This is a genomic window from Bifidobacterium moraviense (assembly GCF_012932365.1).
Lineage (GTDB): Bacteria > Actinomycetota > Actinomycetes > Actinomycetales > Bifidobacteriaceae > Bifidobacterium > Bifidobacterium moraviense.
This window is the reverse complement of the sequence record NZ_JAAIIH010000001.1, coordinates 668,100-689,894: the sequence shown is the minus strand read 5'-3', so window position 1 is coordinate 689,894 and position 21,795 is coordinate 668,100. Positions and strand designations below refer to the sequence as shown.

General features: G+C 68.1%; 18 protein-coding genes and 1 tRNA gene. 12 read left to right on the top strand and 7 right to left on the bottom strand.

Annotated elements, in window-relative coordinates; all coding sequences use genetic code 11:
- Window positions 1–21: 21 nt before the first annotated feature.
- Window positions 22–1,203: a glycosyltransferase gene (locus tag G1C96_RS03075; RefSeq protein ID WP_169275146.1), complete on the top strand. Its 1,182-nt coding sequence runs from the start codon at window positions 22–24 to the stop codon at window positions 1,201–1,203.
- A gap of 48 nt (window positions 1,204–1,251) precedes the next feature.
- Here G1C96_RS03075 and G1C96_RS03070 read toward each other — a convergent pair whose 3' ends face one another.
- Together G1C96_RS03070 and G1C96_RS03065 are read right to left on the bottom strand one after the other, a co-directional pair.
- Window positions 1,252–2,655 (bottom strand): MATE family efflux transporter, encoded by a 1,404-nt coding sequence (locus tag G1C96_RS03070; protein ID WP_169275145.1) that lies wholly within the window; start codon window positions 2,653–2,655, stop codon window positions 1,252–1,254.
- 108 nt (window positions 2,656–2,763) lie between these two features.
- Window positions 2,764–3,870 (bottom strand): glycosyltransferase family 2 protein, encoded by a 1,107-nt coding sequence (locus tag G1C96_RS03065; RefSeq protein ID WP_169275144.1) that lies wholly within the window; start codon window positions 3,868–3,870, stop codon window positions 2,764–2,766.
- 138 nt (window positions 3,871–4,008) lie between these two features.
- On the opposite strand from G1C96_RS03065, the gene G1C96_RS03060 reads away from it, so the two are divergent.
- Both G1C96_RS03060 and G1C96_RS03055 read left to right on the top strand, forming a co-directional pair.
- Window positions 4,009–4,084 (top strand) — tRNA-His (locus tag G1C96_RS03060).
- A gap of 147 nt (window positions 4,085–4,231) precedes the next feature.
- Entirely contained in the window at window positions 4,232–5,287 is a 1,056-nt protein-coding gene (locus G1C96_RS03055; protein ID WP_169275143.1) for a threonine aldolase family protein, read from the top strand.
- Between the two features lie 46 nt (window positions 5,288–5,333).
- Here G1C96_RS03055 and G1C96_RS03050 read toward each other — a convergent pair whose 3' ends face one another.
- Genes G1C96_RS03050 through G1C96_RS03040 form a run of 3 tightly spaced genes read right to left on the bottom strand, consistent with a single transcriptional unit; the run spans window position 5,334 to window position 9,896 of the window.
- Entirely contained in the window at window positions 5,334–6,173 is an 840-nt protein-coding gene (locus tag G1C96_RS03050) for a YwiC-like family protein (RefSeq protein ID WP_169275142.1), read from the bottom strand.
- Window positions 6,174–6,179: 6 nt separating this feature from the next.
- Window positions 6,180–7,826, bottom strand: coding sequence for an ATP-binding protein (locus G1C96_RS03045; protein ID WP_169275141.1), 1,647 nt, complete (start codon window positions 7,824–7,826; stop codon window positions 6,180–6,182).
- 21 nt (window positions 7,827–7,847) lie between these two features.
- A complete protein-coding gene (locus G1C96_RS03040) occupies window positions 7,848–9,896 on the bottom strand; it encodes a bifunctional ADP-dependent NAD(P)H-hydrate dehydratase/NAD(P)H-hydrate epimerase (protein ID WP_417852163.1) in 2,049 nt (682 codons plus the stop codon).
- Window positions 9,897–10,045: 149 nt separating this feature from the next.
- On the opposite strand from G1C96_RS03040, the gene G1C96_RS03035 reads away from it, so the two are divergent.
- The 7 genes from G1C96_RS03035 (at window position 10,046) to G1C96_RS03005 (ending at window position 18,460) form a co-directional block, all read left to right on the top strand.
- Window positions 10,046–10,444, top strand: coding sequence for a hypothetical protein (locus G1C96_RS03035; RefSeq protein ID WP_169275140.1), 399 nt, complete (start codon window positions 10,046–10,048; stop codon window positions 10,442–10,444).
- A gap of 815 nt (window positions 10,445–11,259) precedes the next feature.
- A complete protein-coding gene (rpsL, locus tag G1C96_RS03030) occupies window positions 11,260–11,631 on the top strand; it encodes a 30S ribosomal protein S12 (RefSeq protein WP_003813881.1) in 372 nt (123 codons plus the stop codon).
- 6 nt (window positions 11,632–11,637) lie between these two features.
- On the top strand, window positions 11,638–12,108 hold the full coding sequence (rpsG, locus tag G1C96_RS03025; protein WP_152350495.1) for a 30S ribosomal protein S7: 471 nt from the start codon (window positions 11,638–11,640) through the stop codon (window positions 12,106–12,108).
- Between the two features lie 31 nt (window positions 12,109–12,139).
- Window positions 12,140–14,269: an elongation factor G gene (fusA, locus tag G1C96_RS03020; RefSeq protein WP_169275139.1), complete on the top strand. Its 2,130-nt coding sequence runs from the start codon at window positions 12,140–12,142 to the stop codon at window positions 14,267–14,269.
- A 175-nt stretch (window positions 14,270–14,444) separates the two neighbouring features.
- Window positions 14,445–15,644: an elongation factor Tu gene (gene tuf, locus G1C96_RS03015; RefSeq protein ID WP_169275138.1), complete on the top strand. Its 1,200-nt coding sequence runs from the start codon at window positions 14,445–14,447 to the stop codon at window positions 15,642–15,644.
- A gap of 513 nt (window positions 15,645–16,157) precedes the next feature.
- Entirely contained in the window at window positions 16,158–17,354 is a 1,197-nt protein-coding gene (locus G1C96_RS03010; RefSeq protein WP_169275137.1) for an Mbeg1-like protein, read from the top strand.
- Between the two features lie 65 nt (window positions 17,355–17,419).
- A complete protein-coding gene (locus G1C96_RS03005) occupies window positions 17,420–18,460 on the top strand; it encodes a zinc-dependent alcohol dehydrogenase family protein (protein ID WP_169275136.1) in 1,041 nt (346 codons plus the stop codon).
- Between the two features lie 66 nt (window positions 18,461–18,526).
- On the opposite strand, the gene G1C96_RS03000 is transcribed toward G1C96_RS03005, so the two are convergent.
- Entirely contained in the window at window positions 18,527–18,922 is a 396-nt protein-coding gene (locus G1C96_RS03000; protein ID WP_169275135.1) for a hypothetical protein, read from the bottom strand.
- Between the two features lie 174 nt (window positions 18,923–19,096).
- Between G1C96_RS03000 and G1C96_RS02995 the strand changes: the two genes are divergently transcribed.
- Together G1C96_RS02995 and G1C96_RS02990 are read left to right on the top strand one after the other, a co-directional pair.
- On the top strand, window positions 19,097–19,438 hold the full coding sequence (locus tag G1C96_RS02995) for a type II toxin-antitoxin system HicB family antitoxin (RefSeq protein ID WP_169275134.1): 342 nt from the start codon (window positions 19,097–19,099) through the stop codon (window positions 19,436–19,438).
- Window positions 19,439–19,544: 106 nt separating this feature from the next.
- Entirely contained in the window at window positions 19,545–20,849 is a 1,305-nt protein-coding gene (locus G1C96_RS02990; protein WP_169275241.1) for an MATE family efflux transporter, read from the top strand.
- 135 nt (window positions 20,850–20,984) lie between these two features.
- On the opposite strand, the gene G1C96_RS02985 is transcribed toward G1C96_RS02990, so the two are convergent.
- Complete coding sequence (locus G1C96_RS02985) at window positions 20,985–21,662, bottom strand: NADPH-dependent F420 reductase (protein WP_417852162.1); 678 nt, start codon at window positions 21,660–21,662, stop codon at window positions 20,985–20,987.
- Window positions 21,663–21,795: the final 133 nt, after the last annotated feature.

Below are 21,795 nucleotides of genomic sequence, written 5' to 3'. Positions count from 1 at the left end.
CCCGGCGGTAGCATGGTGCCCATGGCTAAGAACAGGGAGAACGGCGCCGTCGCGGCCGACGGCGGACGCGCGCTGACGATCGTGCTGGTCATGGACACCATCGGCACGCAGGGCAACGGCACCTCCAATTCGGCGCTGCAGTACGCCCGGGAGCTGGAACGCCAGGGACACCGCGTGCGCCTGGTGGGACTGGGCAGCGAGGAGTACCCCGCACGCGAGAACCACGTGCCGCTCGTCTCCTGGGTGGCCGCCAAGCAGCACATGCAGTTCGCCAAGCCGAGCGACACGCTGTTCCGCACCGCGTTCCAGGGCGCGGACGTGGTGCATCTCTACCTGCCGTTCGCGTTCGGGCGCCGCGCATGGAAGGTGGCCCGCGAGATGGGCATCCCCGTGACCGCCGGATTCCACCTGCAGCCCGAGAACGTGAGCTACAACGCCGGGCCCATCAAGGCGATCCCCGGCGTGAACGACTTCATGTACCTGCTGTTCCGGCACTGGCTGTACCGGCACGTCGGGCACATCCACGCGCCCACCGAGATGATCGCCGAACAGCTGCGCGCGCACGGCTACAAGGCCAAGCTGCACGTCATCTCCAACGGATACTCGCCCCGCTTCACGCCCAAGAGCCAGCGCAAGCCCACGGACCGCGAGCCGCTGCCGCTGCGCGTGGTCGCCTCCGGCAGACTCGCTAGGGAGAAGGACCACATCACGCTCATCCGCGCGGTGGCGATGTGCCGCCATGCCGAACGCATCGAACTGCACATCGCCGGCACCGGTCCGCGCCAGCGCTACCTGCGGCGCCGCGCCAAGCGGCTGCTGCCGCGTCCCGCGTCGATCGGATTCCACCGCAACGCCGACATGCCGGCGTTCCTGAAGTCGTGCGACCTGTTCGTGCATCCGTCCATCGTGGACATCGAGTCGCTGAGCGTCATCGAGGGCATGGCGTCCGGACTGGTGCCGGTGATCGCGCAGTCGGAGCTGTCCGCGGCCAGCCAGTTCGCGCTGCTCGACGAATCGCTGTTCCCCGCGCGCGACGCCGCCGCGCTCGCCGAGCGCATCGACTGGTGGCTCGACCACCCGCGCGAGCTCGCCGAATGGGGCGCGCGCTACGCCGAGCACACGCGGGAGCACTATTCGATCGAATCGTGCGTGCGCGCGTTCGTGGCCATGGAGCGGGAGGCCATCGCCGACGCCGCACGGTGAGCGGAACGCCTCCGCACCACGGCTGCCATCGCGATCAGACGGTCGCGATCAGACGGTCGGCGCGGCCTCGTCCCGCGCGAACTCGCGGCGCTTGCGGCGGAGCATGACCGTCACCATCACCATGCAGTACGCCAGCGCGAACGCCCACGCCAGCGGGTTCGCGTAGCAGATCGCCAGATAGCCGAACGCCGCGATCGCCAGCCACGCCCCGAGCGCGCGGCCGGCCAGCTCTCCCACGCCGGAGACGATGGCGTGCGTGGAGTAGCCCATGCCCTGCAGCGTGTTGCGGAAGATCATCAGCGTGCCGTGGATGATGAAGAAGCAGCTGATGAGCCTGAGGTACAACGCCGCGTCGTCCAGGATCGCCGGGTCGGCGTCGCCCAGCACCGTGGCGACCAGCGGGCGGTTGAACAGCGCGATCACCGCGAAGCAGACCACGCAGTACACGCCTTGGATGACCGTGCCGGAAAGCAGGCCGCGCCTGATGCGGTCGAGCCTGCGCGCGCCCAGGTTCTGCCCGGCGTACGTGGCCATCGCCATGCCCACGCTCTCCATCGGCAGCGTGAACAGCTGGCGGATCTTCTCGCCGGCGGTCTGCGCGGTCACGGCGGCCGAGCCGAGCAGGTTGAGCGAGTTCTGCATGAGGATCGCGCCCACGGCGGAGACCGAGTACTCGAACCCCATCGGCAGGCCCACCACGCACAGGCGGCGCACGTGCGGCGCGGAGAGACGCATGTCTGCGCGGGAGGCGGGGGAGAGGGCCTCGCGGAAGATCGGGATGCGCGTGAACGCCCACCAGCAGTTGAGTCCGGCGCTGAGCGTCTGCCCGATCAGGTTGCCCAGCGCGGAGCCCACCACGCCCATGTGGCACACCACGATGAAGAACACGTCGAAGCACACGTTGACGGCGCAGGAGACCATGAGGAAGTAGAACGGGTGTCTGGAGTCGCCCACCGCGCGCAACAGCGCGGCCGAATGGTTGTACAGCACCGCCGAGGGGATGCCCAGGAAGATCGTCACGATGTAGGACCACGCCATGTCCATGAGGTCCGCGGGCGTGTTGATGAGCTCGAGCAGCGGACGGGCGAGCAGCGTGAACGCCACGGTGAAGACCAGGCTCAGCGCCACGCACATCCACGCGCCGTTCCACACGTACCGGCGGAACTCGGCGTGGTCCTTCGCGCCGAACGCCTGCGAGGCGGGGATGGAGAAGCCGATGCACGCGCCCTGCACGAACCCGAGCGTCAGGAAGTTGAGCGAATACGTGGTGCCCACCGCGCCCAGCGCCGCGTCGGAGATGAGGCGTCCCACCACCACCGAGTCGGCGAAGCTGTAGACCTGCTGGAACAGCGTGCCGAGCACGAGCGGGATGGAGAAGAGGAGGATCTGGACGATCGGGCGTCCCGTGGTGAGGTCACGGGTGGAGGCGTCCTTGCCGTTGCCGTGGGTCATGGTCGTGGTGTCCTTACGGTGGGTTTCCGCTGGCGTGCGGGTGGTCGGGTCGGATTGCTGTGGCGCGGACGGCCGGGCTGCGGCGCGCGGCCGCCCGCATGGCGGCGTCTACGCCGCGGCGCCGGCGTCGGTACCGGCGGCATCGGTGTCGACGCCGGCGGTGGAATCGGCGGCGGAGTCGACGTCAGCGTCGGCGTCGCGCGCATCGCCGTTCTCCGCGTCCCCGTCGCCGTCCCTGGCGCCCCGGCGGAAGTTGCGGATGAGGTCGATGGTCCGGCGAGCGCGTTCGGGGAGCCTGCCGCCCTCGCCCATCTCGTCGATGAACTCGTTGATGCGCGCGCGGTAGCGGCGCTGGGAGTCCGGGTCCAGCTTGAGCCCGTACAGCAGGCTCTGGCGGATGATCTCCGGCTCGATGTTGCCTAGGAACATGAGCGTCTGCCACGCCATGAAGCCGATGAGGTCGGGGTGGCGCGTGCTGATGTAGTCGGCGCGGTCGTGCGCGGCCTCCAGCCAGTCGCCCAGCATCTCGGTGTTCCAGCTGCGCATGATCGATCCCGAGCGCAGACGGTAGTGGTAGAGCCTGCGCGGGATGCGCACGATGCGACGCGCCTCGCCGATGACGTTGCAGATGCGCGCCAGATCCTCGATCTTGCGGCCCTCCGGGAACGAGAATCCGTGGTCGCGGTAGATGGGCGTCGCCGCCATGAACGCCCAGAAGTAGCCCTCGATCTCGAACTGCAGCTGCATCCTCAGCGTCTGGTCGCAGGTCAGCTGCTGCACGTCGTCGTACTCGTTCTGGCGGTACTGGGACTTGAGCGGCTGGCCCAGCTCGCCGATCGTGTCGAACTGGAACATCACCAGGTCGGCGCCGTACTCCACGGCGGTGTCCACGCAGGCCTGCACGAGGTCGGGCTCGATCACGTCGTCCGAATCCATGAAGTAGACGAAGTCGCCGGTGGCCGCGGCGAGCCCGGTGTTGCGCGCCGCGGACAGTCCGCCGTTGGGACGGTGGATCACGCGGATGCGGTCGTCCTTCGCCGCCCATGCGTCGCACATCGCGGGGCATCGGTCCTTCGAGCCGTCGTCCACGAGGATGATCTCGATGTTGCGGTAGGTCTGCGCAGTCACGCTGGCGACGGCTTCGTCGAGATAGCGTTCCACGCCGTAGACGGGCAGGATGACGCTGACCACGGGTTCGCTGGAGGAGGTGCTCATGCCCCCGACTCTACGCGATGCGGTCGCCCGCGGAACCGGTCGCGACACACGTGCGACACACGGTGCGACACGCGGATTTTGCTTCCGTGGAAATTCATGTATAGTTTTCACCTGTTGCGCTAAAGCGCCGCAACGATGGTGGATATAGCTCAGCAGGTAGAGCAGCTGATTGTGGTTCAGCAGGTCGCGCGTTCGAGCCGCGTTATCCACCCCATCGCCCCGGGCCGGAAGGTCCGGGGCTTTTTCGTTCCCCGACGCCGTCGGTCGCATGGTGACGCCGCCGCGATAGACTGCACATGACCCATCCGGCTCCACGGCCGCCGTGCCGCGCATCCGACGCTTCACCTGACGAAGGGGCATCATGCTGTCATTCGAGAACGACTACTCCGAAGGCGCGCATCCGCGCATCCTCGCGCGCATCGCCGCCGCGAACATGGACCAGTACCCGGGATACGGCTCGGACGAGGTCTGCGAATCCGCCAAGGCGAGGATCCGCGGGGCCTGCGGTGACGAGGACGCCGAGATCTTCTTCCTCGTGGGCGGCACGCAGACCAATCAGATCGTCATCGATGCGATGACCGCCGAATACGAGGGCGTCGTCGCGGTGGAGACCGGCCACGTCAACGTCCACGAGGCCGGCGCCATCGAGGCGACCGGGCGCAAGGTGCTCGCGCTGCCCGCGCACGACGGCAAGATGGACGCCGACGAGCTGGACGCCTACTGCGCGGCGTTCCTCGCGGACGCCAACCGCGACCACATGGTCTGGCCCGGCATCGTCTATGTCTCGCACCCCACCGAGTACGGCACGCTGTACACGAAGGCCGAGCTCGAGGCGATCTCCGACGTGTGCCGCAGGCGCGGCATCCCGCTGTTCGTGGATGGCGCGCGGCTGGGCTACGGCCTGACCGCGCGCGGCACCGACGTGACGCTGGAGGATCTGGCGCGCCTCGCCGACGTGTTCTACATCGGCGGCACCAAGGTGGGCGCGCTCATGGGCGAGGCCGTGGTCTTCACGCACCGCAACATGCCGAAGCACTTCCTGACCATCGTCAAGCGCCACGGCGCGCTGCTGGCCAAGGGATTCCTGCTGGGACTGCAGTTCGACGAGCTGTTCACCGACGACCTGTACACGCGCATCGCGCGCAACGCCAACGTGCAGGCCGACCGCATCCGCGCGGCGCTCGCCGCCGGCGGCTACGAGATGCCGCTGGTCAACGCCACCAACCAGATCTTCGTCACGCTGCCGAACGCGCGCTACGCACAGCTGAGCCGCAGGGTGAGGCTGAGCTTCTGGGAGCGGGCGGACGCCTCGCACACCACCGTGCGCATCGCCACGAGCTGGGCCACCACCGACGAGCACGTGGACCGGCTCGTCGCGCTGCTGCGCGACACGCTCACCGCCGACGACCTGCTCTAGGCGCGTCCGGACGTGCCGCGGGCGCCGGATGCAGCGCGGTCACTGGTCACAACGCCGGCACCGCGACGATGACGGCGACGAGCATCACGAGACTCGTCGCCAGCTCGCTGGGCGCCGCAGCCAGAGGCGGCAGCTTGCCCCGCGCCACCAGCGCCGGCAGCACGGCCGCACGCGCCAGCAGCACGAGCCCCGCCGCGCCCAGCACCGGATGAAGGACGAATCCGCCCGCCGCCAGCACGGCGCTGAACGCCGTCGAGGCCGCGTACAGGCGCCGCCGCGCGTCGTCCCGCCGGACCATCATGCTCGGCACGAACAGCACCTGCCCGATCTCGAACAGCGCGAAGACCACGCCCACGGTCAGCGCCTCCCGGGAAAGCGGCCGGTCCGGGTAGAAGCGCGACCCCATCGAGACGGTCACCGCGCCGATCGCGCCGGCGGCCAGACACGCCACCGTCTGGCTGGCGAATCCGCGGTCCCGGCGCATCCATGCCAGCGCGAACGACGCCGCGGCCAGCGGCACGTAGACGACCGCCCACCACAGCAGCCCCGGCGTCAGGATCAGCAGCGGCAGGCCGATCGCGCAGGTGATCGCCGCGTACGTCAGAGCCGGGGCGAGATAGCGCCGGCGGCAGTGCGACACGAACCACCGCGCGCCGGCGAACTGCGTGCAGTAGCAGGCGAGCCACGCCGCGGCCACCCAGGCGCCCCGCCACGTGGGACCTCCCACCGCGATGCCGGCGAGCGCCGGCGTGAGCACCATCACCCATGCGCCGGGCTGGTTGGGGATCCACAGGCGCGCACGCGCGGAACGCCGGGAACGAGGTCGGCGGGGATTCGCGGAGCCCGGTGAGCGCGGGGCATCCGTCTCGGGAGAGGCATCGGTCATGGGGATTCAGCTTACGGACGGCCCGTGCGACATGCCAGAGCGTTCCGCGGGCGGACGCGGCACCGCGTCGTGCAGCGCCGCGTCGGTGAGATGGTAGTAGCGCTGCGGCTGCACCTGCACGGTCTCGGATTCCACCAGACCCTTGTTCTTGAGCGCGCGCAGCCCCGTCGCCACCTCGATGGGCGACATGCCGAGCTCCGTCATGAGATCGCGCACCCCGGCCCGCGCATGGCGTTCCAGGAACGTCATGATGCGCTGCGCGAAGTTGCGCTCGCCGGCGTCGTCCGGGCCCGTGCGGCGCCGCGGGATGACGATGGTGAACCGGTCGATGGCGTTGTCGATGCGCGCCGGCTCGCGCCCCTCGCGGCGCAGCGCAGCCTCGATGCTCCGGTAGCCGGTGCCGTCGCTGTCGGTCACCGCGCCGCCGTCCGGATAGGGCGTGGACTGCAGGAGCGCGAACAGGAACGGGTTGCGGGTGGAGGCGTTGGCCGGTCTGGCGAGCGTGCGGCTGGTCACCGCGCCGAACAGGCCGCCCGGGTTGGTCACCTCGATGCGGTCGGTAAACACGCACACCTGCACCGGGGTGCCCTGCGCGTCGGGGGAGTAGTCGCGGTGCATCAGGGCGTTGGCCACGACCTCGCGCAGCACGTCGCACGGATAGTCCGGCTCGGTGTGCGGCGCGCCGGCGGTCCAGTCCGTCAGCGACTCGACCGTGTTGTCGATCATCACCGGGATCGGGCCGGTGATCGTCTCCGCGGTCACCAGCTGCGCGCCCTCGACGAACACCTCCTCGCGCGAGGTGCCGGGGAACACCGCGAGCGTCACCGCCAGCCGGGGATAGAACTTCTGGGGGTACCGGCCGAGGGCCATCAGGCCCGCCAGCGTGGGGCGCAGGACCGGTGCCGCGTCATCGCCGCCGTCGGTGCGGCCGCCCGCGTTCCCACTGTCCGCGTTCCCTCCGTCGGCCGTGTCCGCGTCCTTCGCGCCGCCGTGCGCGTCGGGATGCCGCGCACGCGCCTCGTCCTCGCCGATGAGCACGCGCAGGTCGCGCAGCATGTCCACGTCGCCGCGTCCCTCGAAGACGCGCGGGTGCCGTTCGCGTTCACGTTCGAGCAGTCCGTAGACCAGCGCGGGGTTCAGGTCCTCGATCGTCGCCCCGGGCACGATGCCCAGGTCGTAGTCGGGCTGCCGCTGCTCCTCCATGAGCCGGTCCACCTCGTAGGCGGTCATGCGCCGGTCGCCGTCGCCGGTGCGGATGTAGGAGCCGGCGTAGGGGCCCGCCGCGGTGAGGAAGCACGGCTTGTCGCGCGGCAGCATCTCGTCCACCACGGCGAACACCAGGTTCGTCCCCTCGAACGGGCAGGTCACGATCACCGGGCGCACCACGGGCGTCATCTTCTCGCACGCCTGGCTGAGCGCCTCCTGCATGGAGCGCGCGTTGAAGCCCTCCACCGGCGTGAATCCGCGCTTCTCCGAGAGCCCCAGGATGATGTACCCGCCGTTGCCGTTGGAGAACGCGGACAGCGTGTCCGTGATGGTGGAGCTGATGCGGCGGCCGCATTCCTTGACCTCGCACTGCTGCGTGTCGTTGCCGATCAGGCGCATGAGCTCGATGAGCTCGGTCATCCTGGCCGTGTAGTCGCCGTCGTCCATGATCAGCCGGTCCCGCATCCGTCAGGCGCGGCCGCGGCGCGGCGCGGGGACCGGATCGCGCGGGTCGATGCCGATGCCGGCCTCGTCGTCCTCGTCGTCCTCGTTCCGGTCGGCGTCGTCGGCGTCGAGATCGTCGTCGTACGTCCCGGCGATCCGGTCGTCGTAGAGCGAGAGCAGCAGCCCGTAGGCGTCGGGCAGGGCGGCGACGATGTCGCCGGCGATGACCGGGCGCCCGAGGGGACCCGCGGGGGAGACCCGTTCGTCGGAGAGGGCGGGGAACAGCGTCCGCTCGAACGCGTCGTCGTCCTCGTCGTACACGGCCGGACGGGTCAGCGCGGACTGCAACGAACGGGACACGAGACGTCCTGCGAGACCATGGACGAACGCGCCCGCGGCCACGATGCGCGCCATGTCCTGCGGCAGCGGCACCGCGCCGCCGGCCGAACGCTGGGCGAGCAGGGCGCCGAGCGATCCGGCCAGCACGTCGCCGGAGCCGGCCGTGGACATCCACGCCGGGGCCTCGCCGCAGACCATCACCTGCGGCACGTCCCGCGCGACCGTGCCCACCACGATGGTCACCGCGCCCTTGAGCAGTACCGTCGCGCCGGTCATCTCCCATGCGCACAGCGCCCACTCCAGCGGGTCGCGCGTCACGTCGTCGGCGTCCACGGCCTCGCCGCGCGCACGCAGCAGGCGGGCCAGCTCCCCGGCGTGCGGCGTGATGACCACCTGCGCGGGCACGTGGTCGGGCAGCAGGTCGATCGCCCCGGCGTCCACCACCACCGGCGGCAGCAGTTCCTGTCCGGCGTCGTAGGCGGGGCGCATCAGGTTCATGATGCCCTCCATGGAGTCGGGCAGGTCGTCCGGATCCATGGTCCGCAGATCGTCGGGGGAGGGCCACGCGGCGGGCGAGGACACGGCGTACGGCGCCAGCAGCCGGCGGATCGCCTCGCGCTGCGGGTCGTCCTCGGCGGCATGATCGCCGTCCGGCACGCCGGAACCCACCACCCAGGCCTGACAGCGGCCCTCGCCGAGCACGGCCTCGGGCAGGGCGTTGAGCACCATGTCCTGCGCGCGTGCGGGACCCACGTAGCGCACCATGCCCACGTTGGCGCGCGCGGCCGCCGTGGCGGACAGGACCGCGGCGCCGGGATAGGAGTCCGATCCGGTGACGAGCCCCACCACGCCGCGCGCGTACTTGTCGTCCGTCACGCGGGGCGCGCGCACCGCGCGGGCGGCGTCCTGCAGCAGCGTCGATTCGACGGCGGGGACCGCGCCGTCCGCGTCGAACCCGAAGTCCACGAGCACCGTGCGGCCGCAGGCGTGCGCGGCCGGCGGCAGCAGAGCGCAGGGCTTGAGCGCGCCGAACGTCACGGTCACGTCCGCGGGGAGATACGCGCCGGGCAGCGTGCCGTCGTCCACCGAGACGCCGGACGGCACGTCCACGGCCAGCACCAGCGGGTACGCGCCGGTCGTCTCGCCGGCCGGGCGTGCGATGCCGCGCGGTGCCGTCCCGTTGGCGCCCACCTCCTCGGCGATGCGCGCGGCGATGCCGCGCAGGGCGCCATCCGCGCCGATGCCGGTCATCGCGTCGATGACGAGCTCGCTCGTGTCGTACAGGTCGATGACGTGGTAGAACGCGTCGTCGGCGTCATCGTCGTCGGCGGGCGCGGGGGCTCCGGGGATGTCCGCGGCCGGGTCGAGCGCCATCACCTTGCCGCCGGCTTCGAGGAACGCCTTCAGCCCCTCCTCGTGCAGCGAGCGTCCGACCGCCGCGCACACCACCTGCGCGCCCTGCCGCGCCAGATCGGCCGCGGCGAACAGGCCGTCGCCGCCGTTGTCGCCCGCGCCGGCGAGCAGCAGCACGTGCGCCTCGTCCACGTCCATCTCGTCCGGGGTGCCGCGCAGCATGGCCGCCGCGACGTGCGCCGCCGCGGCCGCGGCCTGACGCATCAGCGGCACGCCCCGCTCCAGCAGGGGGCGCTCCATCGCGCGCACCTGATCCGCCGGGTACGCGCAGGTGAGGAAGCGCTCCGCGGCCATGTGGTCCTCGTCAAACAGCATCGACATCATCGTCCCGTCCCCTTCCCGTGCACGTCAGGCGGTGTACTGCCTCTCACTGTACCCGATCCGCGCCGGATCGAGCCGGCGATTCGGCTTGCGCCCGCATGCGGGGGGAAGATAATCGAACAAAGAGGATCCGGGGATCGGGGGCGTCGATGATGACGGTGGAACGCGATGCGAGGTGGTACCGGCCCGCGCTGGTGCTGGGCGTGCTCAACGTGGTGCAGTGGGCGGCGTCGTACGCCCTGCTCGGCTCCGGTCGTGACCTGCGCTCCACCGTGACGCTGGCGGCCATGCTCGTGGTCAACGTGGCGATGGCGGCGTGCGCGTGGCGCATGGCGGCCAGCGTGACGCGCTGCAAGGTGGTGACGGCGTGCTGCGCCGTCGACATGGCGGTGCTGCTGGTCTCCCTGGCCGCGGGGCTGTTCGCCGGCATCGATTGGCGCCGCGCGCTGGGATACGTGCCCGGTCTGGCGTGGTACGGGGTGCTGGTCGCCGTCTATTGCAGCGTCATCGGACACGTGCGGGACTACCGGACGTACTTCCTGCCCTGACCGTTTCCCTCGGCCGTCACCATTGCGGGATCGTCCCCTCTCCCGGAGCGTCATCCCGGGATGCCGCGGCGTAGGGATGTCACGGTACGCCGGGATGTGCGGTTCGTGGTAGAGGTCACATCCTCCGTGCGGTTCCGTTCGGATTCGCCGATGCCGATGAGCGTTACTGATCATTGGGATTCGCGCCACGCCGCCGCGGCGGCGATGTTCGTTTTCGGGTATACTGCAGGTGAAGGTCAAGAGGTATTGAGTGACCTTCGCCACACAATCGAAGACGGTACCCGAAGTCAGAGGAACGACGTCCCGCCGCACGGCGGCGGACGGACCCGAGGAACGTCGCGACGACGCGACATACGACCCGCGGGAGACAAGAAGACGAACGGCGGCCCGGAGTGACATGGTCTCCTCCGGGCCGTCTGTTGTTTCGGGGGACATGCGCCGTTCGGAGGATCGCCGTTGCCCGCGGTACGCACGTCATACGTCGTACGGAGGGCCGTTTCCCGCGGGACGGTCGCCGCGCGGTCCGGTTCGGCCGGCGTGTCGCGCAGAGCGTGTCTTGTCCGGGCATGGGATAAACTAGTAACTCGTGTGTGCCAGCGGCATGCCTTATGTGACAGGCGTGCGGGCTGGGATATCCCGAGGTTCGCATGGATCGCGCGCAGCAATGCGGCGGCGAGAGAACCGAGGGCCATCGGGCCGGTGGGCTGGGCTGTCTTTTCCGATTGCGGACGCTTGGGCGTGCGCGGGTTCGGGGGAGTGGGGCGCAGTGCGGCGGCCTCACGAGGAATAAGAACCATTGAATCGGAGAATTCAAGTTGCCTACTATTGAACAGCTCGTCCGCAAGGGACGTCAGGCCAAGCCGAAGAAGTCGAAGACTTTGGCCCTGAAGGGCAGCCCGCTGCGCCGCGGCGTGTGCACCCGTGTCTACACCACCACCCCGAAGAAGCCGAACTCGGCTCTGCGTAAGGTCGCCCGTGTGCGCCTGTCCTCCGGCATCGAAGTCACCGCCTACATCCCGGGCGAGGGCCACAACCTGCAGGAGCACTCCATCGTGCTCGTGCGTGGCGGCCGTGTGAAGGATCTGCCGGGCGTGCGCTACCACATCGTGCGCGGCGCACTCGATACCCAGGGCGTCAAGGACCGCAAGCAGGGTCGTTCCCTGTACGGAGCAAAGAAGGCGAAGTAATAGATTATGTCTCGTAAAGGACCCTCCAAGAAGCACACCCTGCTGCCCGATCCGATCTACGGTTCCACCGTCGTCGCGCAGCTGATCAACAAGATCCTCCTCGATGGCAAGAAGTCCATCGCCGAGGACATCGTCTACTCCGCCCTCGATATGGTCAAGGCCAAGAGCGAGCAGGAGCCGGTGGCCGTGCTCAAGCGCGCCCTGGACAACATCCGCCCGTCCCTCGAGGTCCGCTCCCGCCGCGTCGGCGGCGCCACCTACCAGGTCCCGGTCGAGGTCAAGCCGGCCCGCGCGAACACCCTGTCCCTGCGCTGGCTGACCGACTTCTCCCGCGCCCGTCGCGAGAAGACCATGGCCGAGCGTCTGGCCAACGAGATCCTGGACGCCTCCAACGGCCTCGGCGCTTCTGTCAAGCGTCGCGAGGATACTCATAAGATGGCAGAGGCCAACAAGGCCTTCGCTCATTACCGCTGGTAATCCGATCGAGTTCGAGAGCTAAGGAAAACTCATGGCACTTGACGTGCTCACTGATCTTCATCAGATCCGCAACATCGGCATCATGGCTCACATCGATGCCGGCAAGACCACCACCACCGAGCGCATCCTCTTCTACACCGGCAAGAACTACAAGATCGGCGAGACCCACGACGGCGCCTCGACGATGGACTTCATGGCGCAGGAGCAGGAGCGCGGCATCACCATCCAGTCCGCCGCCACCACCTGCTTCTGGAACCGTCAGTCCCACGACACCGACCAGAAGTTCCAGATCAACATCATCGACACCCCCGGCCACGTGGACTTCACGGCCGAGGTGGAGCGCTCCCTGCGCGTGCTCGATGGCGCCGTGGCCGTGTTCGACGGCAAGGAGGGCGTGGAGCCGCAGTCCGAGACCGTGTGGCGTCAGGCCGACAAGTACGGCGTGCCGCGCATCTGCTTCATCAACAAGATGGACAAGCTCGGCGCGAACTTCTACTACTCCGTCGACACCATCAAGGAGAAGCTCGGCGCCAAGCCGCTCGTCGTCCAGCTGCCGATCGGCGCCGAGAACGACTTCGTCGGCGTCGTCGACCTGATCCGCATGAAGGCGTACGTCTGGAACGACGTCTCCACCGACCAGGGCGCCCACTACGACACCGTGGACATCCCGGAAGACCTGCAGGACAAGGCCGAGCAGTACCGTTCCGAGCTGCTCGACTCCGTCGCCGAGTCCGACGAGGCCCTGCTCGAGAAGTACCTCGAGTCCGGCGAGCTCACCGAGGACGAGATCCGCTCCGGCATCCGCAAGCTCACCATCAGCCGCGAGGCCTACCCGGTGCTCTGCGGCTCCGCGTTCAAGGACAAGGGCGTGCAGCCCATGCTCGACGCGGTGGTCGACTACCTGCCGAGCCCGGAGGACGTGCCGTCCATCAAGGGCTTCGACCCGAAGGACGAGTCCGTCGAGATCGACCGCAAGCCGCTGACCTCCGATCCGTTCGCGGCCCTGGTCTTCAAGATCTCCACCCACCCCTTCTACGGCAAGCTCGTGTTCGTGCGCGTGTACTCCGGCTCCGTCAAGCCCGGCGACACCGTGCTCGACTCCACGAAGTCCAAGAAGGAGCGCATCGGCAAGATCTTCCAGATGCACGCCGACAAGGAGAACCCGGTGGATGCCGCCGAGGCCGGCAACATCTACACCTTCGTGGGCCTGAAGAACGTGACCACCGGCGACACCCTGTGCGCCGAGTCCGCTCCGATCTCCCTCGAGTCCATGACCTTCCCTGATCCGGTGATCCAGGTGGCCGTGGAGCCGAAGACCAAGGCCGACCAGGAGAAGATGGGCATCGCCCTCGCCAAGCTCTCCGACGAGGATCCGACCTTCCAGGTCACCTCCGACGAGGAGTCCGGCCAGACCCTGATCGCCGGCATGGGCGAGCTCCAGCTCGACATCATCGTCGACCGCATGCGTCGCGAGTTCAAGGTGGAGTGCACCCAGGGCAAGCCGCAGGTCGCCTACCGCGAGACCATCCGCAAGGCCGTCATGGACCAGGGCTACACCCACAAGAAGCAGACCGGTGGTTCCGGCCAGTTCGCAAAGGTCCTCATGAACTTCGAGCCGCTGGAGACCACCGACGGCAAGACCTTCGAGTTCGAGAACGCCGTCACCGGCGGTCACATCTCGCAGGAGTTCATCCCGTCCATCGAGGCGGGCGTCAAGGAGGCCATGGAGTCCGGCATCCTCGCCGGCTTCCCGGTCGTGGGCGTCAAGGCCACCGTCACCGACGGCCAGATGCACCCGGTCGATTCCTCCGAGATGGCGTTCAAGCTCGCCGGCTCCATGTGCTTCAAGGAGGCCGCTCCCAAGGCGAAGCCGGTCATCCTCGAGCCCATCATGGCCGTCGAGGTCCGTACTCCGGAGGAGTACATGGGCGACGTCATCGGCGATCTGAACCAGCGTCGTGGCAACATCCAGTCCATGACCGACGCCACCGGCGTCAAGGTCATCGACGCCAAGGTCCCGCTGTCCGAGATGTTCGGCTACATCGGCGACCTGCGTTCCAAGACCCAGGGCCGCGCCATGTTCACCATGCAGATGGACTCCTACGCCGAGGTGCCGAAGAGCGTCGCGGACGAGATCATCAAGGCCCAGCGCGGCGAGTGACACGCGCCCGTGTCGAAGTGGCATCTGTCCCCAGTCAGCGCTAAACTCGTGTAGCGTTGACTGGGTTCAGGGCTCGCAGAGGCACAAACCCAGAAACCCAGTAAATAGGTAGCGAAAGTTCGGCGCACTGCTAGGCGTCGCAACGAACTACAAGAGTCCAGGAGGACCAACACACATGGCAAAGGAAAAGTACGAGCGTACTAAGCCGCACGTTAACATCGGTACCATCGGCCACGTCGATCACGGCAAGACGACCCTGACCGCCGCCATCTCCAAGGTTCTGCACGAGGAGTTCCCGGATGTGAACCCGGAGTACGACTTCAACCAGATCGACTCCGCTCCGGAAGAGGCCGCCCGCGGTATCACCATCAACATCGCCCACATCGAGTACCAGACCGCGAAGCGTCACTACGCTCACGTGGACTGCCCGGGCCACGCCGACTTCGTGAAGAACATGATCACCGGCGCCGCTCAGATGGATGGCGCCATCCTCGTGGTCGCCGCGACCGACGGCCCGATGGCTCAGACCCGCGAGCACGTGCTGCTCGCCCGTCAGGTGGGCGTCCCGAAGATCCTCGTCGCCCTGAACAAGTGCGACATGGTCGACGACGACGAGCTCATCGAGCTCGTCGAGGAAGAGGTCCGCGACCTCCTCGACGAGAACGGCTTCGACCGTGACTGCCCGATCATCCGCGTGTCCGCCTACGGCGCTCTGCACGACGACGCTCCGGATCACGAGAAGTGGGTCGAGCAGATCAAGAAGCTCATGGACGCCGTCGACGAGTACATCCCGACCCCGGTCCACGACCTCGACAAGCCGTTCCTGATGCCGATCGAGGACGTCTTCACCATCTCCGGCCGTGGCACCGTGGTGACCGGTCGTGTGGAGCGTGGCCAGCTGGCCGTCAACTCCCCGGTCGAGATCGTCGGCATCCGTCCGACCCAGTCCACCACCGTGACCTCCATCGAGACCTTCCACAAGACGATGGACGCCTGCGAGGCTGGCGACAACACCGGTCTGCTGCTCCGCGGCATCAACCGTACGGACGTCGAGCGTGGCCAGGTTCTGGCCAAGCCGGGCTCCGTCACCCCGCACACCAAGTTCGAGGGTGAGGTCTACGTCCTGACCAAGGACGAGGGTGGCCGTCACTCGCCGTTCTTCTCCAACTACCGTCCGCAGTTCTACTTCCGCACGACCGACGTCACCGGCGTCATCGAGCTGCCGGAAGGCGTCGAGATGGTGCAGCCTGGCGATCACGCCACCTTCACCGTCGAGCTGATCCAGCCGATCGCTATGGAGGAGGGCCTGACCTTCGCCGTGCGTGAGGGTGGCCACACCGTCGGCTCCGGTCGAGTCACCAAGATTCTCGCCTGATTTCGGTCAAGCAAGATCTAGTGCGCTTGAACTAGCGACATAGCGAACATCCCTTCGGACTTCGGTCCGGAGGGATGTTCGCGTATTCGGAGGGATGTTCGCATACTCGCGCCCTCCCGTTTGTCTGGAAGACTCTCTTTCTCGTCGCCGGGGGAGTTTCCGCCCGTCGTCCTGAGCTCATGCTTTCCGTCGTCCTGAGCGGGTTCCTTTTTCGCCATCCCGAGCGAAGCACCTCTCTGTCATCCTGAGCGGGGTCCCCTCCCGTCATCCTGAGCGAAGGCGGAACGCCGGAGTCGAAGGATCTTTGACATCCCGTGAAGTGTCCAAGGATCCTTCGACTCCGCTACGCTCCGCTCAGGATGACGGGAGGGGCGGTGCTCGGGATGGCGGAGGGGCGGCGTGACGGAGGGGCGGTGCTCGGGATGATGGGAGGGGACTCCGCTCGGGATGATGGGAGGGGACTCCGCTCAGGATGACGCCATCCCGCCGCCGCATGCGGGCTACCATGAGGGCATGGGCAACATCACCGACGACATCCGCACGCGCTTCGCGGACTTCGATGCCTTTCCGTTCAACGAGGTCGACGCCCTCGCCCTCGCCCAGCTCGCCTACGTGCATATGCCGGAGTGCGTGCCGAGGCATCCGTCGCGCGCGACGGTTCCGCTCGCCGCGCTGCTGCGCGCCGAGGACTATGACGACATGTGCGGTTCGATATGGTCGCCGGCGATGAACGTGGAGCTGATCCGTGCCATGGCCGAGAGCCCGCGCTGGCGCGGCGTCCGCGCGGGCGGGTATGCGGACGTCACCGATGAGGGTGACGCCCTGCAGTTCTCCGCTGGCGTGTTCGATCTGGGCAACGGCGTGCTGGTCGTGGCGTTCCGCGGCACGGACAGCACGATCGTCGGCTGGAAGGAGGACTTCATGATGGCCTTCCGTCGGCCCGTCGCCGCGCAACGCTCCGCCGCCCGGTATCTGCATGAGGTCGCCTCCTGGTGGCGTGGACTCATGATCGTCGTGGGGCATTCCAAGGGCGGCAACCTCGCCGTCTACGCCGCGGCCGAGGCGCCCGCCGACGTGCAGGACCGCATTGTCGCCGTGCATTCGTTCGACGGTCCGGGCTTCGACGACGCGTATCTCGCCTCCGCCGGCTTCCGCCGCATCGCCGACCGCGTACACAAGACCGTGCCCGAGGGATCGATCATCGGCATGCTGTTCGAGGGGAGCGGAGCCGGGAAGGCTGTCTCCTGCGCATCCGATGCCGGCGCCGGCGCCGACGACACCCCGGCAGATCGTCCCGGGCTCGACGTGATTGGCAGCGCCGGCATGGGCGTGATGCAGCACTTCGCGCTCAACTGGCAGGTCGCCGATGGACGGTTCGTGCGGGCCGACGGGCTCAGCGCCAGCGCGCAGTACGCGTCCGGAGTCATCAACGGCTGGATGAACAGGTATGACGACGAGCGCCGGCGCGTGTTCATCGAGAACCTGTTCGCCATTCTCGAGTCCGCCGGCTACCGTACCTTCGGCGAGCTCGCCGCGCATTGGACGCAGGCGATGCCCGCCATGATTCAGGCGGCGCGCGGCGTCGACGCCGAGGAACGCGACGTCATGATCGCCGTGCTCGGCGGTCTGCTTTCCTCGGCGCTGAAGCCGGGAACGGCATCGGCGGGCGAACCGGCCTCCACGGACACGGCGCACCGGCTCGCGCGTTGACTTCGAGCGCTCGAAGTTTCTAGCGTGGGATGCATCGGAACCCCATGACGACAAAGGAGCATGACATGAGCGAAACGATGAAGGCCGCGATCTTCGTGAAGCCGGGGGAGATGACCGTCGAAGAGGTGCCGAAGGCGCGCGTCGAGGAGCCGACCGACGCCATGATCCGCGTGGTGCGCACCTGCGTATGCGGATCCGACCTGTGGTACTTCCGCGGACTGAGCGGGCATGCGGAGCACAGCCAGATCGGTCATGAGGCGATCGGCGTGATCGAGGAGGTCGGTTCGGCCGTCGAGTCGTTCCACGTGGGCGACTTCGTGGTGGTGCCGTTCCCGTACAGCTGCGGCACCTGCCCGGTGTGCAAGGCCGGGGTCGAGTCCTGTTGCCCGCATGGCGGGTACTTCGGGGCCAACCAGGCCGAATACGTGCGCGTCCCGGAGGCCGACGGCACGCTGGTCAAGGTCCCCGGTTCCCCGGAGGACTACGACGACGCCACGCTCGCCTCGCTGCTCACCATCTCCGACGTGATGTCGACCGGCTACCACGCGGCCGTGTCCGCCGAGGTCAAGGCCGGCGACACCGCCGTGGTGATGGGCGACGGCGCCGTGGGCCTGTGCGGCGTGATCGCGGCGAAGATGCTGGGCGCCACGCGTATCATCGCCATGAGCCGCCACGAGGATCGCGCCGCCCTCGCCCGCGAGTTTGGCGCCACGGACGTGGTGGCCGAACGCGATCAGGAGGCCGTCGACAAGGTGCTCGCCATGACCGGCGGCTACGGCGCGGACGCGGTGCTGGAATGCGTCGGATCGAAGCAGTCGTTCGACACCGCCGTGGGCCTTGCCCGCGCCGGCGCGGTGATCGGCCGCGTGGGACTGCCCCACGACGTGACGATCAGCGCCGAGGGATCGTTCTACCGCAACCTGGGCATCAAGGGCGGTCCCGCCCCCGTCCGTCACTACGATCTGGGCGGTCTGCTGGACGCGGTGCTGAACCATGAGATCGACCCCGGCCGGGTGTTCACCGCCGAATATGATCTCGACCATATTCAGGATGCGTACGAGGACATGGATCAGCGGCGCGTCATCAAATCGATCATCAGGTTCTGACGGGACTTCCGGATTCCGCGCGGCCCGGCATGCGTTGCGTGCCGGGCCGCACGCGGTCGCGGCGTCTCACCGCTCCGTCATGCCGCCGCAGGTGGGGCATACCCCGAGCGGAACGCACCGCCCGTGGCGTTCGCCCGCCGGCTCGGGGATCGGCGGCATCGCCTGCGCCGCGGGGACGGGCCTCGGGAACGCAGCCGGCCGAACGGGCGTCACGCCGGTCGGATGCGGATCCGGCACGGCGTCCGTGCGCGGCAGGTCCGCGTACCCTTCGGGCAGAGGGAGCCCGTCGTAGTCATCGCAGCAGCCGAAGCCGCAATCGAGGCCGAAGTCGTCGAACGGGAAGGGTGCGGCGAGCATCGGGGAAACGTCGCATGGACAACCGGCGTGCGGCGAGGGGAGATTGATGTTCAGCGTGACGGCGGGGGACGGCGCGGAAGCGCAATGGGGCATGAAGGGGAACATGATGGGCCTTTCCGTGGTGGTGATGGTGGATGTGTCGTGGATGGTGAAGGAGTGGTATGTGGTGTCACTAGTGATACCATAAGATATAGCACAATGTTCGTACAAGTGTTCGAACAGTGAGGGTCGGCGTGTCGCGTAGAATGATCGTCGGACGTCGAATCGAAGGAGGCTGGCATGGTCGACGGCGAAGGACGCGCCACGGAGGACAGATACATGTACCGCGTGCATTGGTCCGATGCCGAGGGCGGGTTCGTGTGCACGGTGGCCGAGCTGCCGGACCTGCGGTTCACGGCGCAGTCCTCGGTCGACGCGCTGATGGGGCTGCATGTGCTGGTGCGCCGGCATCTCGGCGCGCTGGCGGATGCGGGGCAGGAGATCCCCCAGCCGTTCGAGGACCGGCACTATTCCGGACACTTCATGGTGCGCGTCCCCCCGGAGGTGCATCGGCGTCTGGCCATCGAGGCCGCCGAGCAGGGGGTCTCGATCAACCGTCTGGTGCAGTCGCGTCTGGCCTGAGGTCCTCCGCGTACCGTCGGCGTCCGGCGGGGTAGGATGTCCAATCGTGATTCAGGTTCATGCGCATCAGATCAGGCGGACGGACGCCGACGCCAAATACCGGCAGATGACCGGCAGTCCGGTCAGACCGCTGATCCTGAGGCTCTGCCTGCCGGCGGTGGTCTCGAACCTGGTGACGACCGCGTACAACCTCACGGACACGTTCTTCATCGGCCAGCTCGGCACGGCGCAGTCCGGCGCCATCGGCATCGCGTTCTCGGTGATGACCGTGCTGCAGGCGCTGGGCTTCTTCTTCGGCAACGGCGCCGGCAACTCCATGAGCCGCGAGCTGGGCAAGCAGCACAACGACCGGGCGTCCAGACTGCTCGCCATCGGGTTCGTCGGCGCCGTGCTGTCCGGTCTGGTCGTGGCCTGTTGCGGACTGGCCACGCTGCGCGTCCTGGTGACGGGACTCGGCGCCACGGACACCATCGCCCCCTACGCCGTGCAGTACCTGACGCCGATCCTCGTCGCCGCGCCGTGCGTGTGCGGATCGTTCGCGCTCAACGGCCTGCTGCGCTATCAGGGGCAGTCGGCGTTCGGCATGATCGGACTGGTCTCCGGCGCGCTGCTCAACTTCGCGCTGGCGCCGCTGTTCATCTTCGTGCTCCGCATGGGCATCTTCGGCGCGGGGCTCGCCACCGGCATCTGCCAGACGCTGAGCTTCGCGATCCTGACGACCATGAGCGCGCGCTTCGGCGTGCTGCGGCTTTCCTTGCGGCAATGCCGCCCCGACGTGCTGCTGGTGCGCGAGATCATCGGCGGCGGCCTGCCGTCGCTGGTGCGTCAGGCGGCCGGGTCCATAGCGGTGACCTGCGTGAACATCGCCGCCAATCCGTTCGGCGACGCGGCCATCGCCGGCATGGCCATCGTGATGCGCATCATGCTCGGCGCCAATTCCGTGATCATCGGACTGGGGCAGGGATTCCAGCCGGTGTGCGGCTACAACTACGGCGCGGGGCTGAACGGCCGCGTCCGGGAGGCGTACTGGTTCTGCGTGACGCTGTCTACGGCGGTGCTGGCGGCGCTCGGCGTGGCGATCTGGTGCACGGCCCCGCAGCTGGTGGAGGTGTTCCGGTCGGATCCGGCCGTGGTGCAGGTGGGCGTCGCCGCGCTGCACATCCAGTGCTTCACCATGGTGCTCAACGGCGTGAACATGATGGGCAACATGATGAGCCAGACCATGGGCAAGACCGGCGTCGCCTCGTTCCTTGCCGTATGCCGCATGGGGCTGTTCCTGGCCCCGACCGTCCTGGTGCTGCCGCATGTCATCGGCGTGCTCGGCGTGGAGGCGGCGCAGTCGGTCAGCGACGTCCTGTCGTTCCTCGTCACCGTGCCGTTCCAGCGCAGGCTGCTCGAGGGACTGCGCTGACGTTTCCGCCTGTCCCTCCCTCCGTCTGTTCTGTTCCTCTGCCCGTTCATCGACGGGAAGGCCCGTGCGTCTCGCGGGGAATGCGAGGCGCACGGGCCTTCGTCTGCGCATGGGGTCCGCCGTACGGCGTGCGATCTAGCGCACGACCTTGTAGCCGGCGGTCCACGGGGTCTGCTCGGTCACGCCGAGGATGATCTGCAGCGCGCCCATGCCCTCGAGGTACTGCGCACGCTTGAGCGGACCGGCGTCCACGGTCTTCAGGCCGCCCTGCTCCACGAGGTCGCGCACGGCCTTCTTGGCGGCATCGTCGTCGGCGGCCACCTGCACCACGGTCGGCGCGCCGTCGTTCACGCCGGAGGCCAGCGTGGCGGCGAAGGTGGTGTTGAACGCCTTGACCACCGTGGTGTTCGGCAGCTTGGCGGCCAGCTCCTCGGCGGCGGACGCCGTGCCCTGCGGCAGCGCGAGATCGAACGTGGTGAAGTCGATCGGGTTGGACGGGTCGACCAGGACCTTGCCGGCGAGCTGGTCGCCGTAGGCGGCGAGCACGTCGGCGTACGCCGGGTAGGGGAGGGCGGTCACGACGATGTCGCCGGTGACCGGCTCGCCCCAGGCGGCGGCGGTCGCGCCGGACACGGCGGCGGCCTTCTGCGCGTCGCGGTCGATGACCTGCACGTTCGCTCCGGCCTTGACGGCGATGGCGGCGACGGCCGATCCGATGTTGCCGGCTCCGATGACGGTGACGTTGCTCATGATGGTTCCTTTCGGTGTGGTTGCTGCGGTGTGGTTGCGTTTCCGCGTTGATGACCACGATATGACTTCTGCTGAGATATTTCAACTCGAGATATCTCAGATCCGAGTGATTGCGCATGCGGCAATGTCGCGGCATCGGCGGAACGGCGCGGTTTTGTCGACCGGTCACGTCGTTTTGCGATCGGCGTGTCGTCTT

Coding starts and splice junctions, on each gene's coding strand:
- G1C96_RS03075 (WP_169275146.1), top strand. CDS start 22: ATGGCTAAGAACAGGGAGAACGGCGCCGTCGCGGCCGACGGCGGACGC.
- G1C96_RS03070 (WP_169275145.1), bottom strand. CDS start 2,655: ATGACCCACGGCAACGGCAAGGACGCCTCCACCCGTGACCTCACCACG.
- G1C96_RS03065 (WP_169275144.1), bottom strand. CDS start 3,870: ATGAGCACCTCCTCCAGCGAACCCGTGGTCAGCGTCATCCTGCCCGTC.
- G1C96_RS03055 (WP_169275143.1), top strand. CDS start 4,232: ATGCTGTCATTCGAGAACGACTACTCCGAAGGCGCGCATCCGCGCATC.
- G1C96_RS03050 (WP_169275142.1), bottom strand. CDS start 6,173: ATGACCGATGCCTCTCCCGAGACGGATGCCCCGCGCTCACCGGGCTCC.
- G1C96_RS03045 (WP_169275141.1), bottom strand. CDS start 7,826: ATGGACGACGGCGACTACACGGCCAGGATGACCGAGCTCATCGAGCTC.
- G1C96_RS03040 (WP_417852163.1), bottom strand. CDS start 9,896: ATGTCGATGCTGTTTGACGAGGACCACATGGCCGCGGAGCGCTTCCTC.
- G1C96_RS03035 (WP_169275140.1), top strand. CDS start 10,046: ATGATGACGGTGGAACGCGATGCGAGGTGGTACCGGCCCGCGCTGGTG.
- rpsG (WP_152350495.1), top strand. CDS start 11,638: ATGTCTCGTAAAGGACCCTCCAAGAAGCACACCCTGCTGCCCGATCCG.
- fusA (WP_169275139.1), top strand. CDS start 12,140: ATGGCACTTGACGTGCTCACTGATCTTCATCAGATCCGCAACATCGGC.
- tuf (WP_169275138.1), top strand. CDS start 14,445: ATGGCAAAGGAAAAGTACGAGCGTACTAAGCCGCACGTTAACATCGGT.
- G1C96_RS03010 (WP_169275137.1), top strand. CDS start 16,158: ATGGGCAACATCACCGACGACATCCGCACGCGCTTCGCGGACTTCGAT.
- G1C96_RS03005 (WP_169275136.1), top strand. CDS start 17,420: ATGAGCGAAACGATGAAGGCCGCGATCTTCGTGAAGCCGGGGGAGATG.
- G1C96_RS03000 (WP_169275135.1), bottom strand. CDS start 18,922: ATGTTCCCCTTCATGCCCCATTGCGCTTCCGCGCCGTCCCCCGCCGTC.
- G1C96_RS02995 (WP_169275134.1), top strand. CDS start 19,097: ATGGTCGACGGCGAAGGACGCGCCACGGAGGACAGATACATGTACCGC.
- G1C96_RS02990 (WP_169275241.1), top strand. CDS start 19,545: ATGACCGGCAGTCCGGTCAGACCGCTGATCCTGAGGCTCTGCCTGCCG.